Origin of the sequence: Nitratireductor sp. ZSWI3, from assembly GCF_024655565.1 — a bacterium.
GTDB lineage: Bacteria > Pseudomonadota > Alphaproteobacteria > Rhizobiales > Rhizobiaceae > Nitratireductor.
In genome coordinates, this window is sequence record NZ_JANKOF010000015.1 from 40,847 (window position 1) to 67,584 (window position 26,738).

Annotated in this window: 28 protein-coding genes; 16 read left to right on the forward strand and 12 right to left on the reverse strand. The window is 66.1% G+C overall.

The window, feature by feature from the left end:
* Positions 1-67: 67 nt before the first annotated feature.
* Both clpX and NUU27_RS07490 read right to left on the reverse strand, forming a co-directional pair.
* A complete protein-coding gene (gene clpX / locus NUU27_RS07485; protein WP_257761458.1) occupies positions 68-1,342 on the reverse strand; it encodes an ATP-dependent Clp protease ATP-binding subunit ClpX in 1,275 nt (424 codons plus the stop codon).
* A 309-nt stretch (positions 1,343-1,651) separates the two neighbouring features.
* Complete coding sequence (locus tag NUU27_RS07490; protein WP_257761459.1) at positions 1,652-2,284, reverse strand: ATP-dependent Clp protease proteolytic subunit; 633 nt, start codon at positions 2,282-2,284, stop codon at positions 1,652-1,654.
* Between the two features lie 214 nt (positions 2,285-2,498).
* Here NUU27_RS07490 and NUU27_RS07495 point away from each other — a divergent pair, with 214 nt between their 5' ends.
* Positions 2,499-3,746: a cytochrome P450 gene (locus tag NUU27_RS07495; RefSeq protein ID WP_257761460.1), complete on the forward strand. Its 1,248-nt coding sequence runs from the start codon at positions 2,499-2,501 to the stop codon at positions 3,744-3,746.
* Positions 3,747-3,755: 9 nt separating this feature from the next.
* On the opposite strand, the gene NUU27_RS07500 is transcribed toward NUU27_RS07495, so the two are convergent.
* On the reverse strand, positions 3,756-4,379 hold the full coding sequence (locus NUU27_RS07500) for a LysE family translocator (protein WP_257761461.1): 624 nt from the start codon (positions 4,377-4,379) through the stop codon (positions 3,756-3,758).
* Between the two features lie 99 nt (positions 4,380-4,478).
* Here NUU27_RS07500 and NUU27_RS07505 point away from each other — a divergent pair, with 99 nt between their 5' ends.
* A complete protein-coding gene (locus tag NUU27_RS07505; RefSeq protein WP_374565994.1) occupies positions 4,479-5,000 on the forward strand; it encodes an Lrp/AsnC family transcriptional regulator in 522 nt (173 codons plus the stop codon).
* 50 nt (positions 5,001-5,050) lie between these two features.
* Here NUU27_RS07505 and NUU27_RS07510 read toward each other — a convergent pair whose 3' ends face one another.
* Positions 5,051-6,334, reverse strand: a complete 1,284-nt coding sequence (locus NUU27_RS07510) for an O-acetylhomoserine aminocarboxypropyltransferase (RefSeq protein ID WP_257761463.1) — start codon at positions 6,332-6,334, stop codon at positions 5,051-5,053.
* Between the two features lie 101 nt (positions 6,335-6,435).
* A complete protein-coding gene (locus NUU27_RS07515) occupies positions 6,436-6,957 on the reverse strand; it encodes a CoA-binding protein (protein ID WP_257761464.1) in 522 nt (173 codons plus the stop codon).
* Between the two features lie 103 nt (positions 6,958-7,060).
* Here NUU27_RS07515 and NUU27_RS07520 point away from each other — a divergent pair, with 103 nt between their 5' ends.
* Together NUU27_RS07520 and NUU27_RS07525 are read left to right on the forward strand one after the other, a co-directional pair.
* Positions 7,061-7,393: a hypothetical protein gene (locus NUU27_RS07520; protein ID WP_257761465.1), complete on the forward strand. Its 333-nt coding sequence runs from the start codon at positions 7,061-7,063 to the stop codon at positions 7,391-7,393.
* A gap of 248 nt (positions 7,394-7,641) precedes the next feature.
* Positions 7,642-7,926, forward strand: coding sequence for a hypothetical protein (locus NUU27_RS07525; RefSeq protein ID WP_257761466.1), 285 nt, complete (start codon positions 7,642-7,644; stop codon positions 7,924-7,926).
* Between the two features lie 193 nt (positions 7,927-8,119).
* Here the strand turns inward: NUU27_RS07525 and NUU27_RS07530 are convergent, their stop codons facing one another.
* Both NUU27_RS07530 and NUU27_RS07535 read right to left on the reverse strand, forming a co-directional pair.
* Positions 8,120-8,560, reverse strand: coding sequence for a VOC family protein (locus NUU27_RS07530; RefSeq protein ID WP_257761467.1), 441 nt, complete (start codon positions 8,558-8,560; stop codon positions 8,120-8,122).
* 1 nt (position 8,561) lies between these two features.
* Positions 8,562-9,383 (reverse strand): enoyl-CoA hydratase, encoded by an 822-nt coding sequence (locus tag NUU27_RS07535; RefSeq protein WP_257761468.1) that lies wholly within the window; start codon positions 9,381-9,383, stop codon positions 8,562-8,564.
* Between the two features lie 132 nt (positions 9,384-9,515).
* Here NUU27_RS07535 and NUU27_RS07540 point away from each other — a divergent pair, with 132 nt between their 5' ends.
* From NUU27_RS07540 to NUU27_RS07565, 6 genes are all read left to right on the forward strand, one after another.
* Positions 9,516-9,986 carry a PaaI family thioesterase gene (locus NUU27_RS07540; RefSeq protein WP_257761469.1) on the forward strand — a complete coding sequence of 157 codons (471 nt, stop codon included), beginning with the start codon at positions 9,516-9,518 and terminating at the stop codon, positions 9,984-9,986.
* Positions 9,987-10,235: 249 nt separating this feature from the next.
* Complete coding sequence (gene rplM, locus NUU27_RS07545) at positions 10,236-10,700, forward strand: 50S ribosomal protein L13 (RefSeq protein WP_257761470.1); 465 nt, start codon at positions 10,236-10,238, stop codon at positions 10,698-10,700.
* A complete protein-coding gene (rpsI, locus tag NUU27_RS07550; protein WP_257761471.1) occupies positions 10,700-11,182 on the forward strand; it encodes a 30S ribosomal protein S9 in 483 nt (160 codons plus the stop codon). The genes rplM and rpsI overlap by 1 nt, the downstream gene beginning before the upstream one ends.
* 109 nt (positions 11,183-11,291) lie before the next feature.
* Positions 11,292-12,239, forward strand: coding sequence for an agmatinase (speB, locus tag NUU27_RS07555; RefSeq protein WP_257761472.1), 948 nt, complete (start codon positions 11,292-11,294; stop codon positions 12,237-12,239).
* Positions 12,240-12,340: 101 nt separating this feature from the next.
* Positions 12,341-13,273, forward strand: a complete 933-nt coding sequence (argC, locus tag NUU27_RS07560) for an N-acetyl-gamma-glutamyl-phosphate reductase (protein WP_257761473.1) — start codon at positions 12,341-12,343, stop codon at positions 13,271-13,273.
* Positions 13,274-13,283: 10 nt separating this feature from the next.
* Complete coding sequence (locus NUU27_RS07565; RefSeq protein ID WP_257761474.1) at positions 13,284-14,114, forward strand: aminoglycoside phosphotransferase family protein; 831 nt, start codon at positions 13,284-13,286, stop codon at positions 14,112-14,114.
* Here the strand turns inward: NUU27_RS07565 and NUU27_RS07570 are convergent.
* The gene (locus tag NUU27_RS07570) at positions 14,108-15,214 is read right to left on the reverse strand and encodes a COX15/CtaA family protein (protein WP_257761486.1); all 1,107 of its coding nucleotides are present in this window, start codon (positions 15,212-15,214) and stop codon (positions 14,108-14,110) included. The genes NUU27_RS07565 and NUU27_RS07570 overlap by 7 nt on opposite strands.
* A gap of 198 nt (positions 15,215-15,412) precedes the next feature.
* On the opposite strand from NUU27_RS07570, the gene NUU27_RS07575 reads away from it, so the two are divergent.
* Together NUU27_RS07575 and NUU27_RS07580 are read left to right on the forward strand one after the other, a co-directional pair.
* Complete coding sequence (locus NUU27_RS07575; protein WP_257761475.1) at positions 15,413-15,628, forward strand: DUF2842 domain-containing protein; 216 nt, start codon at positions 15,413-15,415, stop codon at positions 15,626-15,628.
* 90 nt (positions 15,629-15,718) lie between these two features.
* Entirely contained in the window at positions 15,719-16,912 is a 1,194-nt protein-coding gene (locus tag NUU27_RS07580) for a GNAT family N-acetyltransferase (protein ID WP_257761476.1), read from the forward strand.
* A gap of 3 nt (positions 16,913-16,915) precedes the next feature.
* On the opposite strand, the gene NUU27_RS07585 is transcribed toward NUU27_RS07580, so the two are convergent.
* On the reverse strand, positions 16,916-19,057 hold the full coding sequence (locus NUU27_RS07585) for an exopolysaccharide transport family protein (RefSeq protein ID WP_257761477.1): 2,142 nt from the start codon (positions 19,055-19,057) through the stop codon (positions 16,916-16,918).
* Positions 19,058-19,366: 309 nt separating this feature from the next.
* Between NUU27_RS07585 and NUU27_RS07590 the strand changes: the two genes are divergently transcribed.
* From NUU27_RS07590 to NUU27_RS07605, 4 genes are all read left to right on the forward strand, one after another.
* Positions 19,367-19,930: a polysaccharide biosynthesis/export family protein gene (locus tag NUU27_RS07590; protein ID WP_257761478.1), complete on the forward strand. Its 564-nt coding sequence runs from the start codon at positions 19,367-19,369 to the stop codon at positions 19,928-19,930.
* Between the two features lie 33 nt (positions 19,931-19,963).
* Entirely contained in the window at positions 19,964-21,103 is a 1,140-nt protein-coding gene (locus tag NUU27_RS07595; protein WP_257761479.1) for a glycosyltransferase, read from the forward strand.
* A gap of 87 nt (positions 21,104-21,190) precedes the next feature.
* Positions 21,191-22,729 (forward strand): undecaprenyl-phosphate glucose phosphotransferase, encoded by a 1,539-nt coding sequence (locus NUU27_RS07600; protein WP_257761480.1) that lies wholly within the window; start codon positions 21,191-21,193, stop codon positions 22,727-22,729.
* Positions 22,726-23,994, forward strand: coding sequence for an O-antigen ligase (locus tag NUU27_RS07605; RefSeq protein ID WP_257761481.1), 1,269 nt, complete (start codon positions 22,726-22,728; stop codon positions 23,992-23,994). Before NUU27_RS07600 ends, NUU27_RS07605 begins: the two co-directional genes overlap by 4 nt.
* Before the next feature lie 16 nt (positions 23,995-24,010).
* Here the strand turns inward: NUU27_RS07605 and NUU27_RS07610 are convergent, their stop codons facing one another.
* From NUU27_RS07610 to NUU27_RS07620, 3 genes are all read right to left on the reverse strand, one after another.
* Positions 24,011-25,075: a glycoside hydrolase gene (locus NUU27_RS07610; protein WP_257761487.1), complete on the reverse strand. Its 1,065-nt coding sequence runs from the start codon at positions 25,073-25,075 to the stop codon at positions 24,011-24,013.
* Positions 25,076-25,103: 28 nt separating this feature from the next.
* Entirely contained in the window at positions 25,104-26,276 is a 1,173-nt protein-coding gene (locus tag NUU27_RS07615; RefSeq protein ID WP_257761482.1) for a polysaccharide pyruvyl transferase family protein, read from the reverse strand.
* Between the two features lie 54 nt (positions 26,277-26,330).
* On the reverse strand, positions 26,331-26,738 hold a 408-nt coding region (locus tag NUU27_RS07620), incomplete at its 5' end, for a polysaccharide pyruvyl transferase family protein (protein WP_257761483.1).

The window sequence follows — 26,738 nt, forward strand, 5'->3', positions numbered from 1 at the left end:
CACATGAAAACGAGCCGGCTCGCCGCACAGAAGCGGCCGCCGGACGGTTCATCCGGCGGCGAACGCGTCAGGCGCTGGCGTTGCCCTTTTCCTTCTCGCGCTCCGCATAGATGTAAAGCGGGCGGGCGTTGCCGGCGACAACCTCGTCGGAGATGACGACTTCCTGAACGCCCTCCAGCGCCGGCAGCTCGAACATGGTGTCGAGCAGGATCGCCTCCATGATGGAGCGCAGGCCGCGCGCGCCGGTCTTGCGTTCGATCGCCTTGCGGGCGATGGCGGCGAGCGCGTTCTCGTGGAAGGTCAGTTCCACGTTCTCCATCTCGAAAAGGCGCTGATACTGCTTCACCAGCGCGTTCTTCGGCTCGGTCAGGATCTGCACCAGCGCAGCCTCGTCGAGATCCTCGAGCGTCGCCAGGACCGGCAGACGGCCGACGAACTCGGGGATGAGGCCGAATTTCAAGAGATCCTCGGGCTCCACCTGACGGAACAATTCGCCCGTGCGGCGGTCCTCCGGCGAGGCGACGTTGGCGCTGAAGCCGATCGAGGTCTTGCGGCCGCGGTCGGAGATGATCTTGTCGAGCCCGGCGAAGGCGCCGCCGCAGATGAACAGGATGTTGGCCGTGTCGACCTGCAGGAATTCCTGCTGCGGATGCTTGCGGCCACCCTGCGGCGGCACGGAAGCGACCGTGCCTTCCATGATCTTCAGAAGCGCCTGCTGCACGCCCTCGCCCGACACGTCGCGCGTGATCGACGGGTTGTCCGACTTGCGCGAGATCTTGTCGATCTCGTCGATGTAGACGATGCCTCTCTGGGCCCGCTCCACATTGTAGTCGGCCGCCTGCAGGAGCTTCAGGATGATGTTCTCCACATCCTCGCCGACATAGCCCGCCTCGGTCAGAGTCGTCGCGTCGGCCATGGTGAAGGGCACGTCGATGATGCGCGCCAGGGTCTGGGCGAGCAGCGTCTTGCCGCAACCGGTCGGGCCGATCAGCAGGATGTTGGATTTGGCGAGCTCGACGTCGGCGCTCTTGGAAGCGTGGGCCAGCCGCTTGTAATGGTTGTGCACGGCCACGGAGAGCACGCGCTTGGCATAGGGCTGGCCGATGACGTAGTCGTCCAGCACCGACAGGATTTCCTGCGGCGTCGGCACGCCGTCGCGCGACTTCACCATCGAGGATTTGTTCTCCTCGCGGATGATGTCCATGCACAGCTCGACGCACTCGTCGCAAATGAACACCGTCGGCCCGGCAATCAGTTTGCGGACCTCGTGCTGGCTCTTGCCACAGAAGGAACAGTACAGCGTGTTCTTGGAATCTCCGCCGCCGCTGCTGACCTTGCTCATGTCTTACGTCCTTTCACTACCACCGGCATGCCGGATGGTTGAAGCGCATCAGGCACCCTCATGACGCCCTTTTGCGATCCATCTTCCGTTTCGGAGCGAAACACAAATCCGAAACGGCGGCAACAATGCCAAGCCCCCCAACAAAGACTTGGCCGTGGAAACTCAACATAGGCTTAACCTAGGCGTTCGCACACCGCCTGCAAACACAAATTTGTGACAGAAATGACGCATCGTGCGGCAAATATCTGCCGCACCGGACGTCGTCCTGCGCCCCTTCGGCGGGGCCGGCCGTGTGCAATGGTCCGCGAATCAGGAACCCGCCGGCATCTCCAGCTCTTCACGCGACGTGTACACCTTGTCGATCAGGCCGAAATCGCGGGCCTCGTCGGCGGTCATGAAATGATCGCGGTCGAGCGTCCTTTCGATCGTCTCGTAGTCCTGCCCGGTGTGCTGGACATAGACCTCGTTCAGGCGTCGCTTCAGCTTGATGATGTCCTGGGCGTGGCGCTCGATGTCCGAGGCCTGGCCCTGGAAGCCACCGGAAGGCTGGTGCACCATGATGCGCGCGTTGGGCGTGGCGAAGCGCATGTCCTTGTGGCCGGCGCACAGAAGCAGCGAGCCCATGGAAGCGGCCTGGCCGATGCACAGCGTGGAGACCGGCGGGCGGATGAACTGCATCGTGTCGTAGATCGCCATCCCCGACGTCACCACGCCGCCCGGCGAGTTGATGTAGAGCGCGATTTCCTTTTTCGGATTCTCCGCCTCGAGGAAGAGGAGCTGCGCGCAGATCAGCGAAGCCATGCCGTCCTCGACCGGCCCGGTGATGAAGATGATGCGCTCCTTGAGAAGACGCGAGAAGATGTCGTAAGCCCGCTCGCCCCGGTTCGTCTGTTCGACGACCATGGGCACCAGATTCATGGCGGTATCGACAGGATTCGGCATGAAGAGAGACCTTTCGGTTTGGAACCGCGCGCCCGGGGCTGCGGCGCGCGCAATGCGGCAGAATCGTTACGTTCAACGGGATAGATAGGACGCCCCCTTCCCTTCGCGCAAGAGCGGGCGGCGCGAACGCCTTGATTCGCGCGGCAGGCAGCCTCGGTCGAGGCCTCGCATCTCCGTCTGGCCTGCGGACGCCGCAGCGAATAGGCTGCCGCGCATGACCCATCGGATGACGCCCCCCTCCTATCTCCTGTTCGACCCGACCCGACGCTGCGCGAGGCTCGATCCGCACGAGCCGGGTTTCGTGCAGGACCCCTACCGCGCCTACGCCTTCCTGCATGCGCAGGCGCCGGCCTTCTTCTGGGAGGACTACGGCTTCTGGTGCCTGGCGGGCTACGATGCGGTGAACCGAAGCCTGCGCGACCGCCGCCTCGGGCGCCAGAAGCCGGACGGCGTGGCGGCGCGCAACGGGCGAAGCCACCTTGCCGCCTTCGACGCCGTCGAGGCGCACTCGATGCTGGAGCTCGAGCCGCCCGTGCACACGCGGCTGAGGACGCTGGTCAACCGGGCGTTCGTTTCACGGCAGGTCGAGCGCCTGCGGCCGCGCGTCGAGAAGCTGTGCAACGCGCTGATCGACGACCTGCAGGGGCACGGCGCGGCGGAGATGATCTCGGCCTATGCGACGCCGATTCCGCTGGTCATCATCACCGAGATGCTGGGCGTGCCGACGGAGATGGGACCGCAGCTCGTGGAGTGGTCGCACCGCATGGTGGCGATGTACATGCACGGCAGTGACCGGAACACCCAGGACCGCGCCAACCAGGCGGCGGCGGAGTTCTCCGCCTTCATCCGCGCCCACGCGCGCCGGCGCCGGTCGGATCCCGGCGAGGATCTCCTGAGCCTGCTGATCGCCGCACGGGAGGACGGCGCACGCCTTTCCGAGGACGAACTCGTCTCCTCGGCGATCCTGCTGCTCAATGCGGGCCATGAGGCGACGGTGCACCAGACCGGCAACGCCATCGCCACCATCCTCGCGCAGGGCGGCGATCCACGCCGCTTCTTCGCCACGCCGGAGGGCACCGCCGCCACGGTGGAAGAATGCCTGCGCTTCGATCCGCCGCTGCACATGTTCACGCGCTACGCCTATGAGGCCGTGGAGATCGCGCCGGGGATCACCCTGGAGCCGGGCGAGCAGGTCGGCCTGCTGCTCGGCGCCGCCAACAACGATCCGGCGGCCTTTGCAGCGCCGCGCCGCTTCTGGCCGGACCGCGCCGACCAGAAGAACGTCTCCTTCGGCGCCGGAATCCATTTCTGCATCGGTGCGCCCCTGGCGCGGCTTGAGATGCAGGTGGGGCTGAAGGTGCTGTTCGACCGCCTGCCGCAGATCAGCCTCTCGGAGGCTCCGCGCTACGGCGACACATATCATTTCCACGGCCTCACGCGGCTCGATTGCGCCTGGCGCTGACGGCCCGCCTCAGGACGCCGCCAGCAGCAGGCCGAAGCCGATCAGCGTAGCGCCGAGGCCGCGCATGATCCAGGCAAGGAGGCCGGTGCGACCGGCCGCTCCCGCCACCTTCGCCCCGAACAGACAGAAGCAGCCGGCGGCGATCCATTCCAGCGTCAGCGAGACGGCGATCATCTTGGCGAACAGGACAGCGAAGCCCTCCTGCCCCGGCGTGATGAACTGGGCATAGAAGGCGGTGGCGAAGATGAATGCCTTGGGGTTCATGATCGCCACGAAGAACTCGCCACGCATGAAGCTCGTGAGGCTGAACGCCTCCCGCCCACCGGCAGGGGCCAGTGGAGCGGCCGTGCGCGCCGCGCGCAGCAGGCGATAGCCGATCCAGGCCAGGTAGAGCGCGCCGGCCCATTTCAGCGCCGCAAAGGCCATCGGCGAGGCGGCAAGCAGCGCGCCCAGCCCGAACCCCGCCGCGAGGAAGATCATCAGATAGGCCGGGTAGCGGCCGAGCGATCCGAGATGCGCGGCCCAATAGCCGTGCGTCATCGAGCGCGACAGCGCCAGCACGTTGTTCGGACCCGGCGAGAAGTGCACGGGCAACGAGGCGAGGATGAAGGTCAGCCACAATTGCTGGGACATGGTGCTCTCCTGGGGCAGCGCCGGGGGCGCATCCTCCGGCGGCCGGCATGATTCACCGGAAGCCCGGCGCATGTCCTTGCTTATTTGACCTTAAAATGATTGGCTTATGGCATATCCTGCCAATTTCAAAGATTGAAAAGGCTATCCATGCCAATTTCACTCGACGCCATAGATCGCAACATCCTGCGCGTCCTGCAGGAGGACGGCCGTCTGAGCAATGTGGAGCTTGCCGACCGGGTCGGCCTGTCGCCCTCGCCCTGTCTGCGGCGGGTGAAACGGCTGGAACAGGAAGGGGTGATCCGGGGCTATCGCGCCGTCCTCGACCGGGCTGCGATCTCGCTCGGCCTGACGATCTTCACCGAGATCCGGGTCGACCGGCACACGCGGGCCCGCGCCGACGCCCTGCAGAAGGCGCTGCTGGCGATACCGCAGGTGGTGTCGTGCCACATGGTGTCGGGGGCGGCGGACTTCGTCGCCGAAGTGGTGGTGCCGGACCTTGCCGCCTACGAGGCGCTGCTCAGCAATGTTTTGCTGGAGCTGCCGATGGTGGAAGACATCCGCTCCAATTTCTCCATGCGGGCCGTCAAGACGGACGGCGCCCTGCCGCTGCCGCAGGATTGACAGCATGGCGGCGCCTGCAGAACCGGCGCCGCCACGCAAGAGGAAGCTCCTCAGAGCTGCGCCAGCGCCTGCTCGAGATCGGCGATGATGTCTTCGGCGTCCTCGATGCCGACCGACAGGCGGATCACGTCGGGTCCGGCACCGGCGGCCACCTTCTGCTCGTCGGAGAGCTGGCGATGGGTGGTGGAGGCCGGATGGATGATCAGCGACTTGGTATCGCCGATATTGGCCAGGTGCGAGAACAGCTCGACGCCCTCGACCACCTTGATGCCGGCCTCGTAGCCGCCCTTGAGGCCGAAGGTGAAGACGGCACCGGCGCCGTTGGGCGCGTATTTCTTCATCAGCGCATGGTTCGGGTCCTCGGGCAACCCCGGATAGGAGACCCAGGAGACCTGATCGTGGCCGCGCAGCCAGTCGGCCACCTTCAGGGCGTTGTCGCAATGGCGCTGCATCCTGAGCGGCAGCGTCTCGATGCCGGTGAGGATCAGGAAAGCGTTGAAGGGCGAGATGGCCGGCCCGAAATCGCGCAGGCCGAGCACGCGCGCGGCGATGGCGAAGGCGAAGTTGCCGAAGGTCTCGTGCAGCACCATGCCGCCATATTCGGGGCGCGGCTCCGACAGCATCGGGTATTTCCCCGATCTGGACCAATCGAAGGTGCCGCCGTCGACGATCACGCCGCCGACCGAATTGCCATGGCCGCCCATGAACTTGGTGAGCGAATGCAGCACCACGTCGGCGCCGTGCTCGATCGGCCTGAGGAGATAGGGCGAGGCCATGGTGTTGTCGACGATGAAGGGCAGACCGTGCTTGCGGGCGATGTCGCCGATCTTCTCGAGATCGACGAAGGTGCCGCCGGGATTGGCGAGGCTCTCGACGAAGATCGCCTGTGTCTTGTCGTCGATCTGGCTCTCGAAGGTCGACAGGTCCTCCGGATCGGCCCAGCGCACCTGCCAGTCGAAATTCTTGAAGGCGTGGCCGAACTGGTTGATCGAGCCGCCGTAAAGCTTCCTGGCGGCGATGAAGTTGGCGCCCGGCTGCATGATCGTGTGGAAGGTCAGGAGCTGGGCCGCATGGCCGGAGGCGGTGGCCAGCGCAGCCGTGCCGCCCTCGAGCGCGGCGACGCGCTCCTCGAGCACCGCCTGGGTCGGGTTCATGATGCGCGTGTAGATGTTGCCGAAGGCCTTCAGCCCGAACAGCGAGGCGGCATGGTCGGCATCGTCGAAGACGTAGGAGGTCGTCTGGTAGATCGGCGTGGCGCGGGCGCCGGTGGCGGGATCCGGCTGGGCTCCGGCGTGGACGGCCAGCGTGTTGAAACCAGGCGTGCGCTCGCTCATGACATTTCCTCCGTGTTCAACGCGATCTTTGCGCATCAATACAGAGGCCGCTTTCCCAGGCAAAGAAGATTCATCCGCCGTTGCGGCAAATCGGGAAAAACTCACCGTTGGCGAATGCCGAAGCTCTGAAACCCCTTGCGCATCAGCGGCTTCTTGGAGGAGATCACCCGGCTGTTGACCCCGTTCCAGCCGATCTCCCCGGACAGGCGCGCATACTCGATCTTCGGGCAGCGGTTCATCACCACCTTGATGCCCTTCCGCTCCAGCCGCGCCGCCGAGACGTCGTCGCGGATGGTGAGCTGCATCCAGACGACCTTGGGAAGCGGATCCATCGCCAGCACCTCTTCCACGACGCCGGGAATGGCCGACGACGGGCGGAAGATATCGACCATGTCGACGGGCTCCGGCAGGTCGGCGAGCCGCGCCACCACGGGTCGCCCCAGGATTTCCTTGCCCGCCTGCCCCGGATTGACCGGATGGACGAGGTAGCCCTTGTCGATCAGATATTTGGCGACGAAGAAGCTCGGCCGCACCTCGTTCGCAGAAGCCCCGACGATGGCAATGGTCCTGACCGTGTTCAAGATGCCGGAAATATAGGCGTCGTCATAAGAATCGTGATTCATCATCGCTCCAGTGGGGCATCGTGCGGCAACCGCATCGTATCGGCTGCTGTACGGTTGTGCTAAGCTTCACAGCCGGTCCGCGCAAACCTGAGGGTGTTCGACCATGTTGAGATATGCCGCCCTTGTCCTGGGAATGCTCGCCTTCACCGGTCAGGCGGAGGCCATATCCCGTTACAACTCAACTGCCATGAGCTGTTCGTCGGTGCAAGCGCGGATCGCCCGCGAGGGCGCGGCGATCATGCGCTATCGCTCGCAGCGCAATCCGAGCCTGACGCTCTACGACCGCTATGTGGCGAACGAGTATCTGTGCCCGGCCGGCCACATCGCCGTGCGCGCCCACATCCCGACGGCCGACACGCCGTCCTGCCCGGTGCTGCGCTGCAAGCCGGAGATCCGCGAGCGCCTGTTCCGCCGCCCCTGGGTGTTCGGCAACTGACCCGACGCGACATCGCAACACCGCCTGCGCCGAGCTTGCCGGAGGCGCATGCCGCCGCGCCGGATCCGATTTCGCAAGCCCTGCGAATACTATATTGAATACCATATTCAATGCTTTGTTTATTTAAGCATATATGCGCTTTTTCGAGGATTTGTCCTTGTATACGAAGATCGAGCCGCGCCGCTTGCGAGGTCAGGTAGCCAGCCGGGCCGCGCGGCAGATCAACGCAAAGTCAGAAAGGACGTCCCATGCGCAATGCCATTGCCTTCGCCCTCGGCACGCTTCTGCTTGCCTCCCCTTTACAGGCCGACGCCGCGACCTGCGGCCAGATGCAGAGCACCGTCAAGGCGCGGGGAGCCACGATCCTGCGCTACCCTTCGCCAAGCCGCTCCGATCTTCCCCGATACGACCGCTTCGTGGCCAACAGCGCCGAGTGCCAGCCGATCTTCCAGAACATCAAGGTGCTTCACGTGCCAGCGTCCGATACGATGAGCTGCCCGCTCTTCGTGTGCAGCAGCGACAACGACGACTAGTGGTGCGATCCCAACAGATGGTACCCATCTGTTGAGAAAAATCGCCCCACCAGATCAATAGCTTGTGGGCTGACTTGTCCAAACAGATGGGTACCATCTGTTTCGGCCAGACCACTAGGCTCCCCGGCGTGATCGCCGGGGCAGAGCGCGGCTCGATGTCCGGTCGGCCCTGTTGCCGGCCGGATGCCACGCCTCACTCCGGCAGGCTGACAGACCCGTCGGCAGAGATCGGAAAGCCGGGATTGTGCGCCACCTCCCAGAGATTGCCTTCCGTGTCCGTGAAATAGCCCTGGAAGCCGCCCCATTCGGCGCGCTGGGCCGGCTTGATCACCGTGCCGCCCGCCTCTTCCGCCTGCCGCAGGACGGCGGCGACCTCGCCCTCGGTGCGCGTGTTGTAGGCGAGCGCCACATTCGGCAGCCCGGCGCCCGCGCCGGCCGCCCGACGCACTGGCCGGCCGGCGTCGGCGGCCAGATCCTCACGCGGCCACAGGGCCAGGATCAGGCCACCCATCTGGAAGAAGGCGACCCCTTCCGTGATCTGCTTGTTGCGTTCCAGCCCCATGGCTTCGTAAAAGCGCACCGAGCGTTCGAGGTCCTCGACCCCCAGCGTGATGATGGAGACGCGCTGTTCCATCCTACTTTCCCTTCCATTCCGGCGGACGCTTGTCGATGAAGGCGCCGATGCCCTCCTCCGCGTCGCGCGCCAGCATGTTCTCGACCATCACGCGAGCCGTGTAGTCATAAGCCTCCGAGAGGCCCATCTCGGCCTGCGCGTAAAACGCTTCCTTGCCGATCTTCAGCGTCAAAGGCGATTTGGAAGCAATGGTTTGCGCAAGATCCCTGACTGCCCCGGTCAACGTCTCGCGCGGCACGACCCGGTTGACGAGGCCGATGTCGCGGGCCGTCTGCGCATCGATCATGCCACCCGTCAGGAGCATTTCCATCGCATGCTTGCGCGCGACGTTGCGCGACAGGGCGACCATCGGCGTCGAACAGAACAGGCCGATATTGACGCCAGGCGTCGCAAAGCGCGACACGTCGCTCGCCACCGCCAGGTCGCAGGAGGCGACGAGCTGGCAGCCGGCGGCCGTCGCGACGCCGTCCACCTCGGCGATCACCGGCTTGGGGTGACGCACCACCGCCTGCATCAGGCTGGCACAGAGCAGCATCGTCCTCTCGAAGAAGGCACGGCCCCGGTCGGCGTCACCGCGATGCGCGGTCATTTCCTTCAGGTCGTGCCCGGCCGAAAACAGCTTCTCGGAAGAGCGCACGATGATGACGCGCACGCCATCATCCTCGCGCGCCCGCTCCAGCGCCCCCTTCAGCGCTTCCATCAGAGCGATGGACAGGGCGTTGGCCGGCGGATTGGAAAGCGCCAGGGTCAGGATCCCGTCGGCGCTGGTGCTCGACACGAGCGGCCTGACGGCCTGCTCCACGGCTGCAACGGCCTCCCCCATCATGCTTCCTCCTGTCCGAGATTGTTCAATCCCCAACATAATGCGGCTTGTCTTGCGGCGGCAATGCGGCAATTCTCCTGAACGCTTGGGGCACATGGCACTTCAGGCGGTAGACCCGGGAGGAGACAGGGTATGGATGCACGGCGGCGCGAGGGATTTCAGCCGGTGATGGACGCTGCGGCGGTCAACGGCTTCCTGCGCGAGGTCTTTCCGCAGGCCTGCGGCGGCGAGCCGCCCGACTATCGGGCGCTCGAGGTCTGGCCGGGCGGCTGCTCGGTGCGGCTCGAGGCGCGCTTCCAGCACCTGCGCCCCGGCGACACCGTTTCCGGCCCCTCCCTCTTCGCCCTCGCCGACATTGGCGGCTATGTCTGCGCGCTGTCGCATGTCGGGCCTGAGGCGCTTGCGGTCACCACCAACCTCAACATCAACTTCATGCGCAAGGCTCCGGCCGGCACGGTCGACGGCCATTGCCGCATTCTCAAGCTCGGCAAGAGGCTGATGATCTTCGAGGCAGAGCTCGTCGCCGGCGCAGACGGGGACATCGTCGCCCACGCCACCGGCACCTATTCGATCCCGCCCGCCCCGCCCGCAAGCGGGGCTTGAGCGGTCGAATCCGCCGTGAAAGAGCCCGAAATTTACGGTATTAAAATACCACAAAACCAACGCATTGTTTTTATTGGGTTATTTTTATAGCGTACGCATCATAGCCTCTTGACGCCGACCCGCGTCGACTGTAGGTAACAGCCGCTGCGCCGGCCTTTTGGCGCGGTTTTGTTCGTGCAGGCACTGTGCGAACGCAAGCAACAAGAAACGCCCTGCCTTCGGGCCGGGATCAGTCAAGTGGACAGACCCATGAAAACCTTTTCGCAGAAGCCTGCGGAGGTGACGAAGAAGTGGATCCTGATCGACGCCGAAGGTCTCGTCGTCGGCCGCCTCGCCACCATCGTCGCCAACCGCCTGCGCGGCAAGCACAAAGCCACCTTCACCCCGCATGTCGATGATGGCGACAACGTCATCATCATCAATGCCGAGAAGGTTGTGCTGACCGGCAAGAAGTACACCGACAAGAAGTATTACTGGCACACGGGTCATCCCGGCGGCATCAAGGAGCGCACGGCGCGCCAGATCATCGAGGGCCGCTTTCCCGAGCGCGTGCTCGAGAAGGCCATCGAGCGCATGATCCCGCGCGGGCCGCTGGGCCGCCGCCAGATGAAGAATCTGCGCGTCTATGCCGGTGCGGAGCATCCGCACACCGCCCAGAACCCGGAGACGCTCGACGTCGCCGCCATGAGCAAGAAGAATGTGAGGGCCCAGTAATGGCCGAAATCAACTCCCTCGAAGAGCTGGGTGCGGCGACCGCTGCGCAGAACGCCGAGCAGGAAGCTCCCGTTCATGTGCAGAAGCTCGACGCCCAGGGCCGCGCCTATGCCACCGGCAAGCGCAAGAACGCGATCGCCCGCGTCTGGGTAAAGCCCGGCTCCGGCAAGATCACGGTCAACAAGAAAGAGTTCAGCACCTATTTCGCCCGCCCGGTGCTGCAGATGATCCTGCAGCAGCCGATCGTCGCGACCAACCGCAACGGCCAGTATGACATCGTCGCCACCGTTGTCGGCGGCGGCCTTTCCGGCCAGGCCGGCGCGGTGCGCCATGGCATCTCCAAGGCGCTCACCTATTACGAGCCGGAGCTGCGCGGCGTTCTCAAGAAGGGCGGCTTCCTGACCCGCGACAGCCGCGTGGTCGAGCGCAAGAAGTACGGCAAGGCAAAGGCCCGCCGCTCGTTCCAGTTCTCGAAGCGCTAGGCTTCAAGGCAAGACCGAACGAAGAAGCGGGCCCTCGGGTCCGCTTTTTTGTTGCGCACGGACTGCTATTCACCCTACCCATACAGCGCGCATCGTCAGGAGGAGCGCCATGCCGTCGAACAGCATCGACCACGCCTTCACCGCGCGCGCCATGACCGGCGCGGCAAGCGATCCGACCTATGCCGGCGCGCTCTCCTTCATGCGCCGCAGGTTCACCAAGAGCCTCAAGGGTGCGGATGCCGTGGTCTGGGGCATTCCCTTCGATGCGGCGGTCTCCAACCGACCGGGCGCGCGCTTCGGGCCGCAGGCCATCCGGCGCGCCTCGGCCATCTTCGACAACGACCCGCAGTATCCGTTCGACCGCGACCTGTTCGAGACGCTGGCGGTGGTCGACCATGGCGACTGCCTGCTCGATTACGGCAATCATCAGAAGACGCCGGCGGTGATCGAGCGCGAGGCCGCTAAGATCCTCAAATCCGGCGCCTTCCTGCTGTCGCTCGGCGGCGACCATTTCGTCACCTGGCCGCTCCTGAAGGCACACGCGGCCGTTCACGGCCCCCTCGCCCTCGTTCAGTTCGATGCCCACCAGGACACCTGGTTCGACGACGGCAGGCGCATCGACCACGGCTCCTTCGTCGGCCGGGCGGCGCGCGACGGCGTGATCGACCCCGGCCACTCGATCCAGGTCGGCATCCGCACGCATGCGCCGGAGGATTGCGGCCTGCGGATCGTCCACGGCTACGACGTCGAGGAGATGCGTGCTTCGGACATCGCCGCGGCGATCCTCGAACGCGTCGCAGACCGGCCCGTCTACATGACCTTCGACATCGACTGCCTCGACCCGGCCTTCGCGCCGGGCACCGGCACGCCGGTCGCCGGCGGTCCCTCCAGCGCCAAGATGCTGTCGGTCATCCGCCAGCTCGGCGCGCTGAACATGGTCGGCGCGGATGTGGTGGAGGTGGCGCCGGCCTACGATCATGCCGACATCACGGCCATTGCCGGCGCGACCATCGCCATGCACTATCTGGGTCTTCTCGCCGGCAAGCGCCGACGATAAAGCTTCGAGCGACGCGACGAGAAGCTCACGAATTGATTCCGCTTGAGCGCGTAACCATCTGAAATCCGATTCCTTTCCAGGACAGACCCCAGGACAGACCCATGACGGCGAAAATCTTCATCGATGGCGAACACGGCACCACCGGCCTGCAGATCAGGACGCGGCTGGCCGAGCGCCGCGACCTCGAGGTCATCTCGATCCCCGCCGAGAAGCGCAAGGACCCGGCCGCCCGCGCCGAATTCCTGAATGCCGCCGACATTGCAATTCTCTGCCTGCCGGACGATGCGGCGCGCGAGAGCGTCGCGCTGATCGAGAACAACACCACCCGCGTCATCGACGCCTCGACCGCCCATCGCGTCGCCGACGGGTGGACCTACGGCTTTGCCGAGATGGACCGGGCGCAGGCCGATGCGATCCGCACCGCCGGCCGCGTCGCCAACCCGGGCTGCTGGCCGCAGGGCCCGATCGCCTTCCTGCGCCCGCTGATCTCGGCCGGTCTCCTGCCCGCCGACCTGCCGGTCACGGTGAACGGCATTTCCGGCTATTCGGGCGGCGGCCGCACGATGATCGAGGATTACGAGGCCAAGGGCGAGGATGCGCCGGAATTCATGCCCTATGCGCTGAGCCTGAAGCACAAGCACGTGCCGGAGCTGCAGGCCTATTCGCGCCTCTCCGGCGCGCCGCTGATGCAGCCGGCGGTCGGCAATTTCGCACAGGGCATGCTGACCGCCGTTCCGCTGCATCTCGGCCGGCTCGACCGCGTGCCGACCGGCGCCGAGCTGCATGCCGCGCTCGCCGATCACTACGGGTCCGTCAAGGGCGGTGTGGTCGACGTCGCGCCGCTCGGCGACATGGAGCGCACGGCCGAGCTCGATCCGGAGCGGCATAACGGCACCAACGCCATGACGCTGCATGTCTTCGCCAACGATGCCCGCGCCCAGGCGCTGCTCATCGCCGTCTACGACAATCTCGGCAAGGGCGCTTCCGGCGCTGCCGTGCAGAACATGGACCTGATGCTGGAAGGGCGCGGCTGAGGCACTTCCCTTGCAACCGCCTGCCTTTCCCGACGCGTGGGACATCGTCTCGGCGCGGCTCATGGCCAATACGCCTGCCAGCTTCGTCTGGGACGTCAGGCGCGGTGATGGCAGCCGCGCCGTGGTCAAAGATCTGAAGCCCGCCGGCCTCGAGAACGAGGAGACCGGCGCGCGCTTCCTGCAATGGCGCAACGGTCGCGATGCCGTCAGATTGCTGGGCTGGGAGAACCAGGCCCATCTGGTGGAATATGCCGGCGAGCGCACCCTGCTCGACGAATTGAACGAGAAGGGCGACGAGGCGGCGAGCGAACTCGCCGCCGAGATGCTCGTCCGGCTGGCCGACGGCTCGGGCCTCGGCACCCCGCATGGCCTGACGCCGCTCGAGGAGCATTTCCGAAGCCTGTTCGCCCGCGCCGACCATGATCGGCGAAACGGAGGCGAGACGCTCTTCACAGACGCTGCGGACTGTGCCCGCGAGCTCCTTGCAAACCAGCGCGACGTGCGCCCACTGCACGGCGATCTCCACCACGAAAACATGCTTCACGGTCCGCGCGGCTGGCTCCTGATCGACCCGACAGGCATTTACGGCGATGCTTGCTACGACGCGGCCAACCTCTTCTACAACCCGCTCGACAGGGATGACCTGCGCGGCGATCCCGCCCGCGCCGAACGGCTCGCCCGGCAGCTTGCCCGCCGGCTCGGGCGCGAGGTGCGCGACTTTCTCCTCTACGGGTTCGCGCATGCCTGCCTTTCGGCCTCATGGCATCTGGAGGACGGCAACCGGCAGGAGGCCGAACGCAGCCTCGGCGTGGCGCGCGCCGTGCGCGCTGCGCTTCAGTAGATCGCGTCTTCCTCGGCCGACGCCTCTCCGCCGGGCACGGGATAAGGTCCCTTCGCCGCCCTCCAATGGGCGCAGGCGAAGAACAACAGGACGAGAGCTATGCCCTGGTGGGTGAGCGCCACGTCGATCGGAACCACCATCAGGAGCGTTGTGATGCCGATCGCCGCCTGCACCAGCACGAGGAGCGCGAACAGGACGGCGCGGCGGGCATGCGTCGTGCGCGGCGCGGCGCGCATCACGAACAATGCCTGCCAGACGGCGAGGACGAGAAGCGCGTAGGCGCCCAGCCGGTGCATGAACTGCACGGTCTTGGGATTCTCGAAGAGGTTGATCCAGAAGGGCGATTGAACGAACAGGCCGCCAGGGACCAGCGCGCCGTCCATCAGGGGCCAGGTGTTGTAGGTCATGCCGGCCCGCAGGCCAGCGACGAGGCCGCCGAGATAGATCTGCAAGAGGACGGCGATCACCATCCATCCGGCGAAGCGGCGCACGCCCTCGCCCGCCCGTCCCGCCGAATGCGGGGCAAGGCCGCGGGCAACGAGCGCGGTGGCGGCGAAGATCAGGCAGGCGATGGTGAGATGGGTGGCAAGCCTGTACTGGCTGACGTCGACCCGCTCGGCAAGGCCCGAGGCCACCATCCACCAGCCGACCGCGCCCTGGAAGCCGCCGAGGGCCAGAATGCCGAGAAGCTTCGGCTTCAGATGGCCTTCCAGCCGCCCGGTCAGCCAGAAGAAGGCGAGCGGCAGAGCAAAGACGAAGCCGACGCTGCGCGCCAGAAGGCGATGCGCCCACTCCCACCAGAAGATGGTCTTGAATGCATCGAGGCTCATCCCCTTGTTGATCTGCTGATACTCGGGAATCTGACGGTATTTTGCGAATTCCTCCTGCCACTCGGCCTCACTGAGCGGCGGGATGATGCCGTGGATCGGCTTCCATTCGGTGATCGACAGGCCGGATTCGGTCAGCCGTGTCGCGCCGCCGACGAGCACCAGCGCGAAAAGCGTCAGGAGCACGAAATAGAGCCAGTAGCGCACCAGCTTGCGATTGTGCAGCAGGGCTTGCTGCGTGCGGGCCCCAAGCGCGTCGGCGGAAGCGGTCATGTCCAATGTGGCAGCCATCGTTGTTGGTGAACGGCTGTTAGGTGAACCAAAGGGCTGCCTGTTGCAAGCCGAAGCTGGATGCGCGCGACAAGCCGTCGCGCTGCCGCAGCGCCCGCGCATCGGCGGCAAAACCCGCCGCGCGGCGGCGTTGCATCCCGGCCTCCATGCTCTTATGAAGCGGAGGAAAGGTTTTCACCAATGCCCGTACGCCTGCGAAAATTCATCGGCATGCTTGCCCTCGTGGCGCTCGTCGTCGTCTATGCCATCCTGTCGACCGCGATCGCCGTGGCGCAACTGGCCGAATCCGGGCCGCTGGTGCATCTCGCCTATTATCTGCTGACCGGCCTTTTGTGGGTGCTGCCGGCCATGGCCGTGATCCGCTGGATGGTCGGCCGCCCCGATCCCAGCGCCTGAGACAGATCAGCCTCCGTCGAACATTCCTTCACCTTTGCGGTCTAGCCTGACGGGATCGCCGCACTTGCGGCATCACAAACCGGCCGCGCAATGACGATCACAACCCGACCGCACCATCAGGACCGTCCAGCCGGCAGAACCACGGCCGGCCTTGCCGTCGAGGTGCGTCCGGCCGACGAGGCGGCGCTGCTGCAATACCGGGCCGATTGCGGGAGCGCCAGCTTTCGGCCGCCGCAGAGCCCGGACTGGATCGAGGCCTGGGTGCGGCATGCGACGCTCGACTGCTTCATCCTGCGCGTCACGACGGGCGGCGCCCACCATCTCAGCCTCGCCTGCGAAATCGTGCCCAAGGGGCCGTTCCGCATCGCCCGCTTCATCGGCGACAGCCACGCCAACGGCAACTTTCCCGCCCTCTCGCAAGCCGTTCCGCAGGCCGACGCGGCAGCGCTTGCCGGGGCGATCGCGCAGGGCCTGCGGCAGGAGCGCCCCGACATCGACCTCCTGATGCTCGAGCGCCAGGTGCGGGACAATGCCGGCCTTGAAAACCCCTTCCTCGGGATGCGTCACCATCGCAGCCCGAACGTCGCCCTGGCGGTCGATCTCAAGGGCGGCTTCGATGCCGTCCTGTCGCGTGCCAGCGGCAAGCGCAAGCGCAAGCAATACCGGTCGCAGGCGCGCAAGTTCGAAGCGGCCGGCGGACACCGGCGGCACCAGGCGGCTTCGCGTGCCGAGGCCGACGCCATGCTCGACGCCTTCTTCGCCATGAAGCGGGTGCGCTTTGCCAAGATGGGCATCAGCGACGTGTTCGCCCCGCAAGCCGTGCAACGGGCCTTTCGCGACCTGTTCGGCGCGGCGGCGGAGACAGCCGAGCCCGCCTTCGTCCTGCACGGGCTCGAGATCGACGGGCGGCTGCGGGCCGTGACCGGCGCCAGCCGCACGGCGGAGCGGCTCATCTGCGAGTTCAGCGCCATCAGCGAGGACGCCCTGTCAGAGGCCAGCCCCGGCGCCTTTCTGTTCTACGAGAACATCGAGGACGCCTGCACCGAGGGCCTTTCGGTCTACGATTTCAGTGTCGGCGACGAGTATTACAAGCGCTTGTGGTGCGATCTGGAAACCAGCCATTTCGACACGCTGATCCCGCTGTCGGCCAAGGGCCGCGTGCTTGCCGGGCTGCATGCTGCCACCACCGGCGCCAAGCGATACGTCAATGCCAGCCCGCGGCTCTGGACGATCGTCAAGCGGCTGCGGCGCTGGCTGGCACCCCTGCGCGGCAAGAGCGCCTGAGGCTCAGGCGGCGTCGCGGCCGGGCGGCGGCAGCGTGCTGCCGGCGGGCGTGACGAGAATCGGCTCGTCGATGCCGCTCCGCCGCAGGGCCTCGAGCGTCTCGACGGCGAGCGCTCTTTCCTGCGGGTCGACCATGCTGACCAGCACCTGCGTATCGGTGCCGGTGAGGCGGCCGATCGCCGAGGCGTCGGCCGGGCCGCATTCGACGATGACCACGTCATAGGCGGCGGCCAGCGATTCCATGATGATCGGCAGCCGGTCGGCGGCACGCATGGCGTGAACGGGATCGGCGGTGCCGACCGGGATGATGTGGCAGTCGGAGAAATGGTCGGTGTGGATCACGTCGGCAAACTGGGCCTGCGATGCAAGCAGATTGGTGATGCCGGTGAAGGCGACGCTCTCCAGCATCGGCAGCGAGGCGGCGCCCGAGGCGGTGAGATCGAGCAGCAGGACGCGCAGCCCCGAATCCGCCACGTCGCGGGCGACGAGAACCGAGGCGGCGGCGGCCTCGTCGCCTTCCGGCGAGACGAACAGCGCCCGCGCCGCACCGCCCGAGACCAGCTTGTCGGAAGCCTGCTCGATATCGATCCCACCGAGCCCGGAGGTTGCCGAAAGGCCGGCTTCGCGCGGGCCGCCGGCCGGCGTTTCCTCCCGTGCTGCGGCAGGCAGTTCTTCTTCAGGCTCCTCCACGGGGGCAGGCGCGGGCCTCGGCATCGGCACGGCCGGCACCGGTTCGATTTGACCCGCCGTCGGGCGCATCGCCCGGCCGCTGAACAGTTCCTGCAGCAGTGTCAGGATGGTCATGATCAGCAGCGCGGCAATGAAGGCGGCCACCGTGATCGGCACGATCTTCGGAAAATAAGGCTCTCCCGGCGTGAGGGCGCGCGAGAAGATGCGCGCATCCACCGGCAGGTAATTGCGGTCGCTGCGCGAGACCGCCTCGCGATAGCGCGTCAGGTAGGATTCCAGAAGCTCGCGCTGGGCGGTGGCCTCGCGCTCGAGCGCGCGCAGTTCGACCTGCTCCTCCTCGGCGCGGGCGGACGCCACCTTCAACCGGTTCACCTCGGCGGTCAGCTCCGCTTCGCGGCGGCGGGCCGTATCGGCCTCGGTCTCGAGCCCGGCAAGCACGCTCCGCGCCTCGGTGCGGATCTGGCCTTCGATGTCGCCGAGTTGCGAGCGCAGGGCGCGGATGCGCGGGTGGTTGCCGAGCAGCGTCGTCGACAGATCGGCGATCTCGGCCTGCAGTTCCACCTGCCGCTCGCGCAGGCGCTGGATCAGCGGCGAGGCCAGCACCTCCGGCTGCGTCTCGATGGCCGCGCCGCTGTCGAGCGCGGCGCGCATGGCGGCGGCCTTGGCCTCGGCGTCGGTGCGGTTGGCGCGCATGCGCGACAGCTCGCTGGAGATCTCCGCCAGTTGCTGCGTCGCCAGCACCGTGTTGTTCTGCCCCAGCAGCAGGTCGGATGTCGCCCGGTACTCGGCGACGCGCTGCTCGGCTTCCTTGACGCGGCTGCGCAGGTCCTCGATCTCCGGCTCCAACCACTGCGTGGCGCTGGTGTTCGACTGCAGCTTGGCCTCGCTCTGCGCCGCCACATAGGCATCGGCGACCGCATTGGCAACCTCGGCGGCAAGCCTCGGATCCTCCGAGGAGAACTGGATGACGATGACGCGCGAATTCTCGACGCGGTAGACGCTCAGCCGCTCACGAAAAGCCTTCAGGATCCGTTCCTCGGGTGGCGCCTCGCCCGGATCGCTCTTGAGGCCGGCCATCACCATCAGCCTCGTCGGGAGGGAAGCACCGCCCCCGGAAAACTCGCTGCGTTCGGCAAGCTTCAGGCGGTCGGCCACCTCGGTGAGGATCTCGGTCGAGGCGATCAGCTCCACCTGGCTCGCTACCCCCTCCCCGTCCAGCGCCGCCTGGTCTCCTGCAGAACCGATCTGCGGGCGGGTGAAGACCGATTCCCGCGTCTCGATCAGAAGCCGCGTCTCGGCGCGATACTGCGGCGTCATGGAGAAGACGGCGGCGAAGACGAGCCCGGTGATGACCAGGGAGGCGATCAGGATGCGCAACCATCTGCGGCGGATGCCGGCAAAGAGCCGTCCAAGATCGACGTCGACGTCGCCGGCTGCCATCTGACCGCTGTTCATCCGCAAAGCTCCCACCGGCGCAACGGATCGAAGATCATATCAGGTCCTCGGCAAGCTCGCTGCGCAGCTTCAAACAATTTGCCGCATCCGCCGCCGCCCCGGGGCGAGCGCAGCGCCGCGGCGCGAGCATCAAGGTAAACAGCCATGGTAACCACACGGTTAAGAGGCGGCGCGGCGGGCCGGCACCGTCGATAGGGATTATGCCGACATCAGCTTATGCTTTACCCGACATTAACCCTAACGGAAGGATAAGGAACCAGGACAGCCCTGTTTGCGGGCATGGATGACGTCAGAGGTTCGCAGTCGGTCATGAAGAAAACCGTCACCACATTGCCGGCCCTGGTCGCGCTGGCGGCCCTGGCGGGCTGCTCCGGCTACCGTCCGGCGCCTCCGGCCTTCCATGAAGCGCTCTACCAGCCCTATGTGCTCGATGCCGGCGACAATCTGCGCATCACGGTGTTCGACCAGGAGAACCTCACCAACACCTACAGCGTCGATCAGGCGGGCTACATCGCCTTCCCGCTGATCGGCTCCGTGCCGGCGCGCGGCCAGACCTCCAAGCAGGTCGAGCAGAGCATCGCCGGGCGTTTGCGCCAGGGCTATCTGCGCGATCCGGACGTGACGGTCGAGATCGATCGCTACCGACCCGTCTTCATCATGGGCGAGGTCGGCGCGCCCGGGCAATATTCCTACGTTCCCGGTATGACCGTGCAGAAGGCCGTGGCGGCCGCCGGCGGTTTCAGCCCGCGCGCCAACCAGTCGAGCGCCGACGTCACGCGCACCATCAACGGCGAGGTGATCACCGGCCGCGTGGTGACCTCGGACCCGCTTCTCCCGGGCGACACGGTCTATGTGCGCGAACGGCTGTTCTAGTTTCTCCCGCCACCGGGTCGCGGAGCCCCGCCCTTGACGGACAAGCTGCGGATCGTTCACTGCTTCCGCTCGCCCGTCGGCGGCATCTTCCGGCATGTGCGCGATCTTTGCGCCGCGCAGGTCGCCGCCGGCCACGCGGTCGGCATCGTCTGCGATTCGACCACCGGCGGCGAGTTCGAGGCCCGCCTCATCGCCGAGGTGGAGAGCATGCTTCCGCTCGGCGTCAAGCGCACGCCCATGCAGCGGCATGTGGGGATCGGCGACCTTGCGGCGGCATGGCGGACCTTCAAGATCATCCGCGACATGCGGCCGGACGTCCTGCATGGCCACGGCGCCAAGGGCGGCGTCTATGCCAGGCTGTTCGGCACGGCGATGCGGCTTTCGGGCCAGCGGCCGGCGCGCGTCTACTCGCCGCATGGCGGCAGCCTGCACTACGACGCCCGCGCCCTGATCGGCCGCGTTTTCTTTACGCTGGAACGGATCATGGACGCCTTCTGCGACCATCTCCTGTTCGTCTCGGAATACGAGCGCCGCACCTTCGAACGCAAGGTCGGGCGGCCGCGGGCGCCGAGCACGCTGGTCTATAACGGCCTCAACGAACCCGAGTTCACCGCCGTGCCCGCCCGCCGCGATGCAGCCGATTTCCTCTACATCGGCATGATGCGCGATCTGAAGGGGCCGGACCTCTTCATCGAAGCGCTGGCGCGGGCGACCAAGCGGACCGGCCGCACGCTGTCGGCGGTGATGGTCGGCGACGGCGACGGCCGCGACGCGTACGTCGCCCAGGCGCAAACGCTCGGGCTCGGATCGCAGATCGCCTTCCTGCCGGCAATGCCGGCGCGCCAGGCCTTCGGGCTGGGCCGCGTCATGGTGGTGCCGTCGCGCGCCGAAGCCATGCCCTACATCGTGCTCGAGGCGCTGGCCGCCGGACGCCCGCTCATCGCCAGCGCCGTCGGCGGCATTCCCGAAGTGTTCGGCGACAATTCCCCTGCCCTGGTGCCGCCCGACAGCGAAGCGCTGGCTGAGAAAATGGCCTACGTGCTGCAGGACGAGCAGGCCTATGCGGCCCGGATGCCCGGCCGGGCCGAGCTCCTGCGCCGGTTCGGCTCGGACGTCATGGCGCGCAAGATCGAGACCGCCTATCTCGAGAGCCTGGGGCGCGCGCGCCGATAGAAGCGTTCCACATTGATCTGTTATGGAAAGAGAATCTTAGCCCGTTGCCCCTAGGTTACGCCACGTTGGCAGAGGCAGCAGCATTCCATGAACCAGGTCGATCCGAAGCGATATTTCGCCTCGAAGGCAAAGGACGGTGCGCAGGCCGGCGGCGCGCGGGGCGACAAGCGCCCGGTGCTCGGCCCCGTTGCCCTGCAGGTGGCGCAGCAATACAAGCGCGATACCATGTCGCCCGTGATGGTGAGCGGCGTCATGCGTCTGGTCGAGTTCACGCTCCTCCTCGCGACCGGCGCATTTTTCTACATCTTCTATGTCGGCATCTCCGCGCAGCTCTTCTGGCACTACACGGCCGTCATCCTGGCCGGGGCGATCCTGCATGTGGTGCTGAGCGAATTCACCGACTGTTACCAGATGCCGGCCCTGCGCAACCCGACCGGCTATCTGGGGCGCATCCTGGCCGCCTGGGTGGCGACCTTCGCGGCGCTGGCGCTCGCCGGCTTCTTCCTCAAGATCTCCGCCGATTTCTCGCGCTTCTGGTTCGGCATCTGGTTTCTTAGCGGCTTCGTGTCCCTTTTCGCGCTGCGGGTGGTCACGGCGCAGCTGATGCGCCGCTGGGCGCGCAATGGCACCATCGAGCGTCGCGCGCTGATCGTCGGCGGCGGCGCCAATGCCGAGCACCTCATCCGCTCGATCGAAAGGCAGCCCTACAACGACATCCGCATCTGCGGCATCTTCGACGACCGCGACGACCGGCGCTCGCCGCCGGTGGTGGCCGGCTATCCGAAGCTCGGCAACATCGCCGAGCTGGTGGAATTCGCGCGCATCGCACGCATCGACATGCTGATCGTCTCGCTGCCGGTCTCCGCCGAAGCACGCGTGCTGTCACTCCTGTCCAAGCTCTGGGTGCTGCCGGTCGACATCCGCCTGTCGGCGCACTCCAACCACCTGCGGTTCCGGCCGCGCGCCTATTCCTATATCGGCTCGGTGCCGATGCTCGACATTTTCGACCGCCCGATCAACGACTGGGATTCGGTCGCCAAGCGGGCGTTCGACATCGTCTTCAGCCTGTTCGGCATCGTGGCGTTCTCTCCGGTCATGCTGGCCGCCGCGCTCGCCATCAAGCTCGACAGCAAGGGACCGGTCCTCTTCAAGCAGATCCGCCACGGCTTCAACAACGAGCCGATCGAGGTGTTCAAGTTCCGCTCCATGTACACCGACCAGTGCGACCCGACGGCGCGCAACGCGGTGACCAAGGACGACCCACGCGTGACGCGTGTCGGGCGCATCCTGCGCAAGACGTCGATCGACGAGCTGCCGCAGTTCTTCAACGCGCTTTTCGGCAGCCTGTCTCTGGTCGGCCCGCGCCCGCACGCGGTCACCGCCCAGTCGCACAACCGGCTCTACGAGGAAGTGGTCGACGGCTATTTCGCGCGCCATCGCGTCAAGCCCGGCGTCACCGGCTGGGCGCAGATCAACGGCTGGCGCGGCGAGGTGGACACGGATGAGAAGATCCGCAAGCGCACGGAGTACGACCTCTTTTACATCGAGAACTGGTCGCTCTGGTTCGATCTGAAGATCCTGCTCCTGACGCCGATCCGTCTTCTCAACACGGAAAACGCCTATTGAGCGCTCTCCTCAACCTCGTCCCGGCTGACGGGCTGCCGCGCGCGGCGGTCGATGCCAAGCTGGTGGCGCTCATGAAGACCGGAGCGATCGGCTTCGGAGTGTTCCTCTCGGGCTTCGTGATCCGTGAGCCGGCCCCTTACGAACTCTACATGGTGGGGTTGATCGCCGTCTGGGCGCTGTTCGGCCTGAAGATCTCGCGCCGCATCGCGCCGCTGCTTACCACGCTCGTGCTGTTCAACATCGGCGGGGCGATCTCCATGTCGCAGCTTGCCGATCTTGGCACGATCCCGCTCTATCTCGCCGTTTCCCTGTTCCTTGCCCTGACGGCGGTGTTCTATGCCGCGGTGGTCGAGGCGGAGCAGGCCGTTCTGCGCGTCGTCTTCATCGCCTGGACCTGCGCGGCAGCGGCCACGGCGCTGCTCGGCATCCTCGGCTATTTCAACGCCTTTCCGGGGGCCGCCGCGTTCACCAAGTTCGGGCGCGCCGCCGGCGCCTTCGAGGATCCGAACGTGTTCGGGCCGTTCCTCACCCTGCCGGCCATCTATCTTCTTTATCTCATCCTCACCGCCCGCCGGTTCACGGCCGTGCTCGCGGCGCCCGCCTTCCTGCTCATCGCCGGCGGCGTCTTCTTCTCCTTCTCGCGCGGGGCGTGGGGCCTGCTCGCCGTCACCTCGGCGCTGACCGTGCTGGCCGTGTTCCTCAACGGCCGCCGCGGGACGGAGCGCCTGCGCGTCGCCGTGACGGCCTTGCTGGCCTTTGCCGGACTGCTGCTCGCCCTGCTGCTCGCCCTGCAGATACCGGCCGTCGGCGACCTCTTTTCGGAGCGCGCCAGGCTGGTGCAGGACTATGACGCCGCACGGCTTGGCCGGTTTGCCCGTTTCGGCATCGGCTTCCTGTGGGCGAGCGAGCATCCGCTCGGCATCGGTCCCCTCGAGTTCGGCCAGATCCTCGGCGAGGACACGCACAATATCTGGCTGAAGGCATTGCTCGACTATTCGTGGCTGGGCTTTGCCGCCTATCTGACGCTGATCCTGTGGACGCTGACGGCGGGCTTCCGCATCCTGTTCCGCCGCCGTCCCTGGCAACCCTATCTCCTGTGCGTCTACATCGTGTTTGCCGGCCATGTGGCGCTCGGCACGGTGATCGACACGGATCACTGGCGTCACTTCTACCTGCTGCTCGGCCTGCTCTGGGGAATGATCGCGCTGGAGCAGAAGCACATGGCCGCGCTGGTGCGCGGCGGCGCGAATTCAAGGACGCCATAGCGGTCTGATGGTGCGATCATTCCGGCGCGATCGCCGCTTCGCCGGCCGCGCTCAACCCGCCGCAGCGCCACAGGCCATAGCGGGCCTCCGTGTCCCAATCGTAATAGAATGCCGCCTGCAGCCGGCCCGCCTCGATCAGTTGATCGAAGGCGGCGCGCATGGTGCGGACCGGGCCTTCACGCCCGCTGTCGTCCACGGGACAGGCGCGGGCGGTGTTGGCGATCCCCCATTCGGTGATCCAGCATGGCTTGCCGGTCTCTTCCGGCTGGCAGAATTCCAGGACGTCGGCGACACGCGCCTCGAGGGCACGGACGGACTTGCGGCCGGGATAAAGATGGATCCCATAGGCATCGACCACCTCGTCGAGGCCGCGTTCGCGCAGGAGGCGGACGACCTCGCCGGGGTCGAGCCGCTCCAGGCCGCGCCGGTCCGCCTGCTCGGCGGTGATGTCGGAAAGCCCCGCCGAGACGATCACCGCGTTGCGGCTGTGCACCGTGGCGCGCACCTCCTCGCGGGTGATCCGCACCGCTTCGACATAGGTTTTCAGCCCGCGCTCGAAACCCGACCGGTCGGCAAGCGCATCGACGCTGCGCGGCGTGGCCGCCCCCGGCTGCGGATACACCTTGAGGTCGCCGTTATAGGCGCTGAAATTGATCTCGTTGCCCGGCTCGACCGCCTCGAGCCGAATGCCGAGCCCATCGATCTCGTGCAGCGCGGCGCGCAGTTTCGTGCGGTAAAGGTCCGGATCCAGATCCGACAGGGACAGCACGTCCCACAGGCGACCGTATCCCGTGCGCGGGCGCGCCTGTGGCGGATAGTAGCTCTTGTTGCCCAACTGGATCTCGAGGAGGATCCGCAATCCGAGCCGGTGGGCGGTCTCCAGCGCCCAGATGCTCTTCTCCACCGGCCGCGACAGCGACAGACGCACGTCGGTGACCCCGCTTGCGGCGATCTGCTTCAGCACCGTTTCCTGCTCGCTCCGCGACAGCCAGGCGAGGTTGACCCGGTTGACGCCGATGCGCGCCGACAGGTCGTCGGCGGCGGCAACAGGCACGCCGGTCAGGCACGAGCACAGCAGCAGTGCGGCCAGCCAGAGCCGGCCGCGCCCGTCAGAGGCCGACATGCTTCAAAGCGCTGCGGAAATTCGCCTCGCAGGCGCTGTAGCGGTCGATGACGGCCTGGGTGTCGATCTTGGACAGGAAGTTCCCCAGATAGGCCTTCTTGTTGGTCTCGCGGTTCCAGACCGCCGCCTCGATGTAGGGAAAGCCGATGAATTCCAGCATCTCGCGCATGCGGTCGTCGACGGCGATCATCAGCGCCGGCACGCCGGCCTGCATGCCGATGATGCTGCCATGGAAGCGGCGGCCGAAGCACAGATCCTGCGAAGACACCCAGCTGCGCCACTGATTCGTGTCGAAGAAGACCAGCAGATCGTATTTGCGCTGCCACTTCTCGGCGTGCTTGTACTCAGTCGCCGCCGTGATGCGCGCGCTGGCGCGGTCGTAGGCCGGCATGTCGTCGGCGCCGGGCAGGCCGAGATTGTAGGCCACCACCTCGTCCTGGATGACGTAGTTCGCGACGCTGTCCGGCTTCAACAACGCATGCGCGTCGACGATGGTGTCGGCGACGCTGCCGAGATAGCCGCCGAAGCTGATCTTCTGGGCTTCGGCAAGGCCGGGATCGGCAAGGGCGCCGAGCGAGCGCCTCATCTCCGCCGGGGCATAGTAGAGCGACGGGCAGCCGGTCGGCTTGACGAACTTCATGCCCGCCTCGCGCAGGAACTCGGCGGTGAAATAGCCGCGGGTGAGGAAGAAGCTCTCCTTGCCGCGCAACACGTCGAGAAAGGCCTGCGTGCCGGCCGGCAGCGCGTCCTTGAGCCCCTCCTTGCGCTGGATGCCGATGCCCATCACGACGATCGGCATGTCGAGCCTGCGGAACACCTCCGCCTCGACGTCGGCCGAATAACCGGGGCGAAGCAGGTTGGCCGACGCGAAGACGCAGATGTCGAACTCCTCGTTCAGCGCCGCGAAGGTCTCGTCCGAATCGCGGCTCTGGGCGAGATGCCAGAACGGCACATAGGTCACGTCGTGCGCCTTGAGGCTGTTGGCGGCGCCCTCGCCGATCAGGTAGTTGCCGGTGTTGGCGATCTTCCTGACCTGATCGATGAGATCCTTCTTGGTCCGCACTTCCTCGAAATACGGCCGGTGGCGAACCTGCGCGCCGGAAACCCCGGCCACGGTTCTCTGCAGATAAGAAGGTATTCCTGTAAGTAAAACCCGCACGACACGTCCTCGTGTAATGAATTTTATGACAAAGACTTCTCTTCAGGTTGCGGACTACTGTCCGATACCGATCTCCTGCAAGGTCGCGCGGAAACTGCGCTCGCGCTCGGAATATCGGTCGACCAGTTCGGACGCGTTGAGCCCGCGGACGTGATCGCCGACGAACTCGGCGAGGTTGTCCGCCTTGTCGAGCTCCGCCACCTCGATGGCCGGCAGGCCGGTGTAGCCGAGCATTTCGCGCATGCGGTCGTCGATCGCCACCATCAGGCTCGGCACCCCCGCCTGCATGGCGATGATGGAGCCGTGGAAGCGCCGGCCGAAATTGAAGTCCATGGAGGAGGTCCAGCCGCGCCACTGGTTGGTGTCGAAGAAGGCGCGCACCTTGAACGGCGTCTTGAGGCGCTCGGCGCCCGGATAGGTGACGGCGCCGATCATCTCGCCGGAGGCCGCGTCGTAGACGCG

What these genes read in the sequence shown, in the direction of transcription:
- clpX (WP_257761458.1), bottom strand. Translation starts at nt 1,342, where the DNA reads ATGAGCAAGGTCAGCAGCGGCGGCGGAGATTCCAAGAACACGCTGTAC.
- NUU27_RS07490 (WP_257761459.1), bottom strand. Translation starts at nt 2,284, where the DNA reads ATGCCGAATCCTGTCGATACCGCCATGAATCTGGTGCCCATGGTCGTC.
- NUU27_RS07495 (WP_257761460.1), top strand. Translation starts at nt 2,499, where the DNA reads ATGACCCATCGGATGACGCCCCCCTCCTATCTCCTGTTCGACCCGACC.
- NUU27_RS07500 (WP_257761461.1), bottom strand. Translation starts at nt 4,379, where the DNA reads ATGTCCCAGCAATTGTGGCTGACCTTCATCCTCGCCTCGTTGCCCGTG.
- NUU27_RS07510 (WP_257761463.1), bottom strand. Translation starts at nt 6,334, where the DNA reads ATGAGCGAGCGCACGCCTGGTTTCAACACGCTGGCCGTCCACGCCGGA.
- NUU27_RS07515 (WP_257761464.1), bottom strand. Translation starts at nt 6,957, where the DNA reads ATGAATCACGATTCTTATGACGACGCCTATATTTCCGGCATCTTGAAC.
- NUU27_RS07520 (WP_257761465.1), top strand. Translation starts at nt 7,061, where the DNA reads ATGTTGAGATATGCCGCCCTTGTCCTGGGAATGCTCGCCTTCACCGGT.
- NUU27_RS07525 (WP_257761466.1), top strand. Translation starts at nt 7,642, where the DNA reads ATGCGCAATGCCATTGCCTTCGCCCTCGGCACGCTTCTGCTTGCCTCC.
- NUU27_RS07530 (WP_257761467.1), bottom strand. Translation starts at nt 8,560, where the DNA reads ATGGAACAGCGCGTCTCCATCATCACGCTGGGGGTCGAGGACCTCGAA.
- NUU27_RS07535 (WP_257761468.1), bottom strand. Translation starts at nt 9,383, where the DNA reads ATGGGGGAGGCCGTTGCAGCCGTGGAGCAGGCCGTCAGGCCGCTCGTG.
- NUU27_RS07540 (WP_257761469.1), top strand. Translation starts at nt 9,516, where the DNA reads ATGGATGCACGGCGGCGCGAGGGATTTCAGCCGGTGATGGACGCTGCG.
- rplM (WP_257761470.1), top strand. Translation starts at nt 10,236, where the DNA reads ATGAAAACCTTTTCGCAGAAGCCTGCGGAGGTGACGAAGAAGTGGATC.
- rpsI (WP_257761471.1), top strand. Translation starts at nt 10,700, where the DNA reads ATGGCCGAAATCAACTCCCTCGAAGAGCTGGGTGCGGCGACCGCTGCG.
- speB (WP_257761472.1), top strand. Translation starts at nt 11,292, where the DNA reads ATGCCGTCGAACAGCATCGACCACGCCTTCACCGCGCGCGCCATGACC.
- argC (WP_257761473.1), top strand. Translation starts at nt 12,341, where the DNA reads ATGACGGCGAAAATCTTCATCGATGGCGAACACGGCACCACCGGCCTG.
- NUU27_RS07570 (WP_257761486.1), bottom strand. Translation starts at nt 15,214, where the DNA reads ATGACCGCTTCCGCCGACGCGCTTGGGGCCCGCACGCAGCAAGCCCTG.
- NUU27_RS07575 (WP_257761475.1), top strand. Translation starts at nt 15,413, where the DNA reads ATGCCCGTACGCCTGCGAAAATTCATCGGCATGCTTGCCCTCGTGGCG.
- NUU27_RS07580 (WP_257761476.1), top strand. Translation starts at nt 15,719, where the DNA reads ATGACGATCACAACCCGACCGCACCATCAGGACCGTCCAGCCGGCAGA.
- NUU27_RS07585 (WP_257761477.1), bottom strand. Translation starts at nt 19,057, where the DNA reads ATGAACAGCGGTCAGATGGCAGCCGGCGACGTCGACGTCGATCTTGGA.
- NUU27_RS07590 (WP_257761478.1), top strand. Translation starts at nt 19,367, where the DNA reads ATGAAGAAAACCGTCACCACATTGCCGGCCCTGGTCGCGCTGGCGGCC.
- NUU27_RS07600 (WP_257761480.1), top strand. Translation starts at nt 21,191, where the DNA reads ATGAACCAGGTCGATCCGAAGCGATATTTCGCCTCGAAGGCAAAGGAC.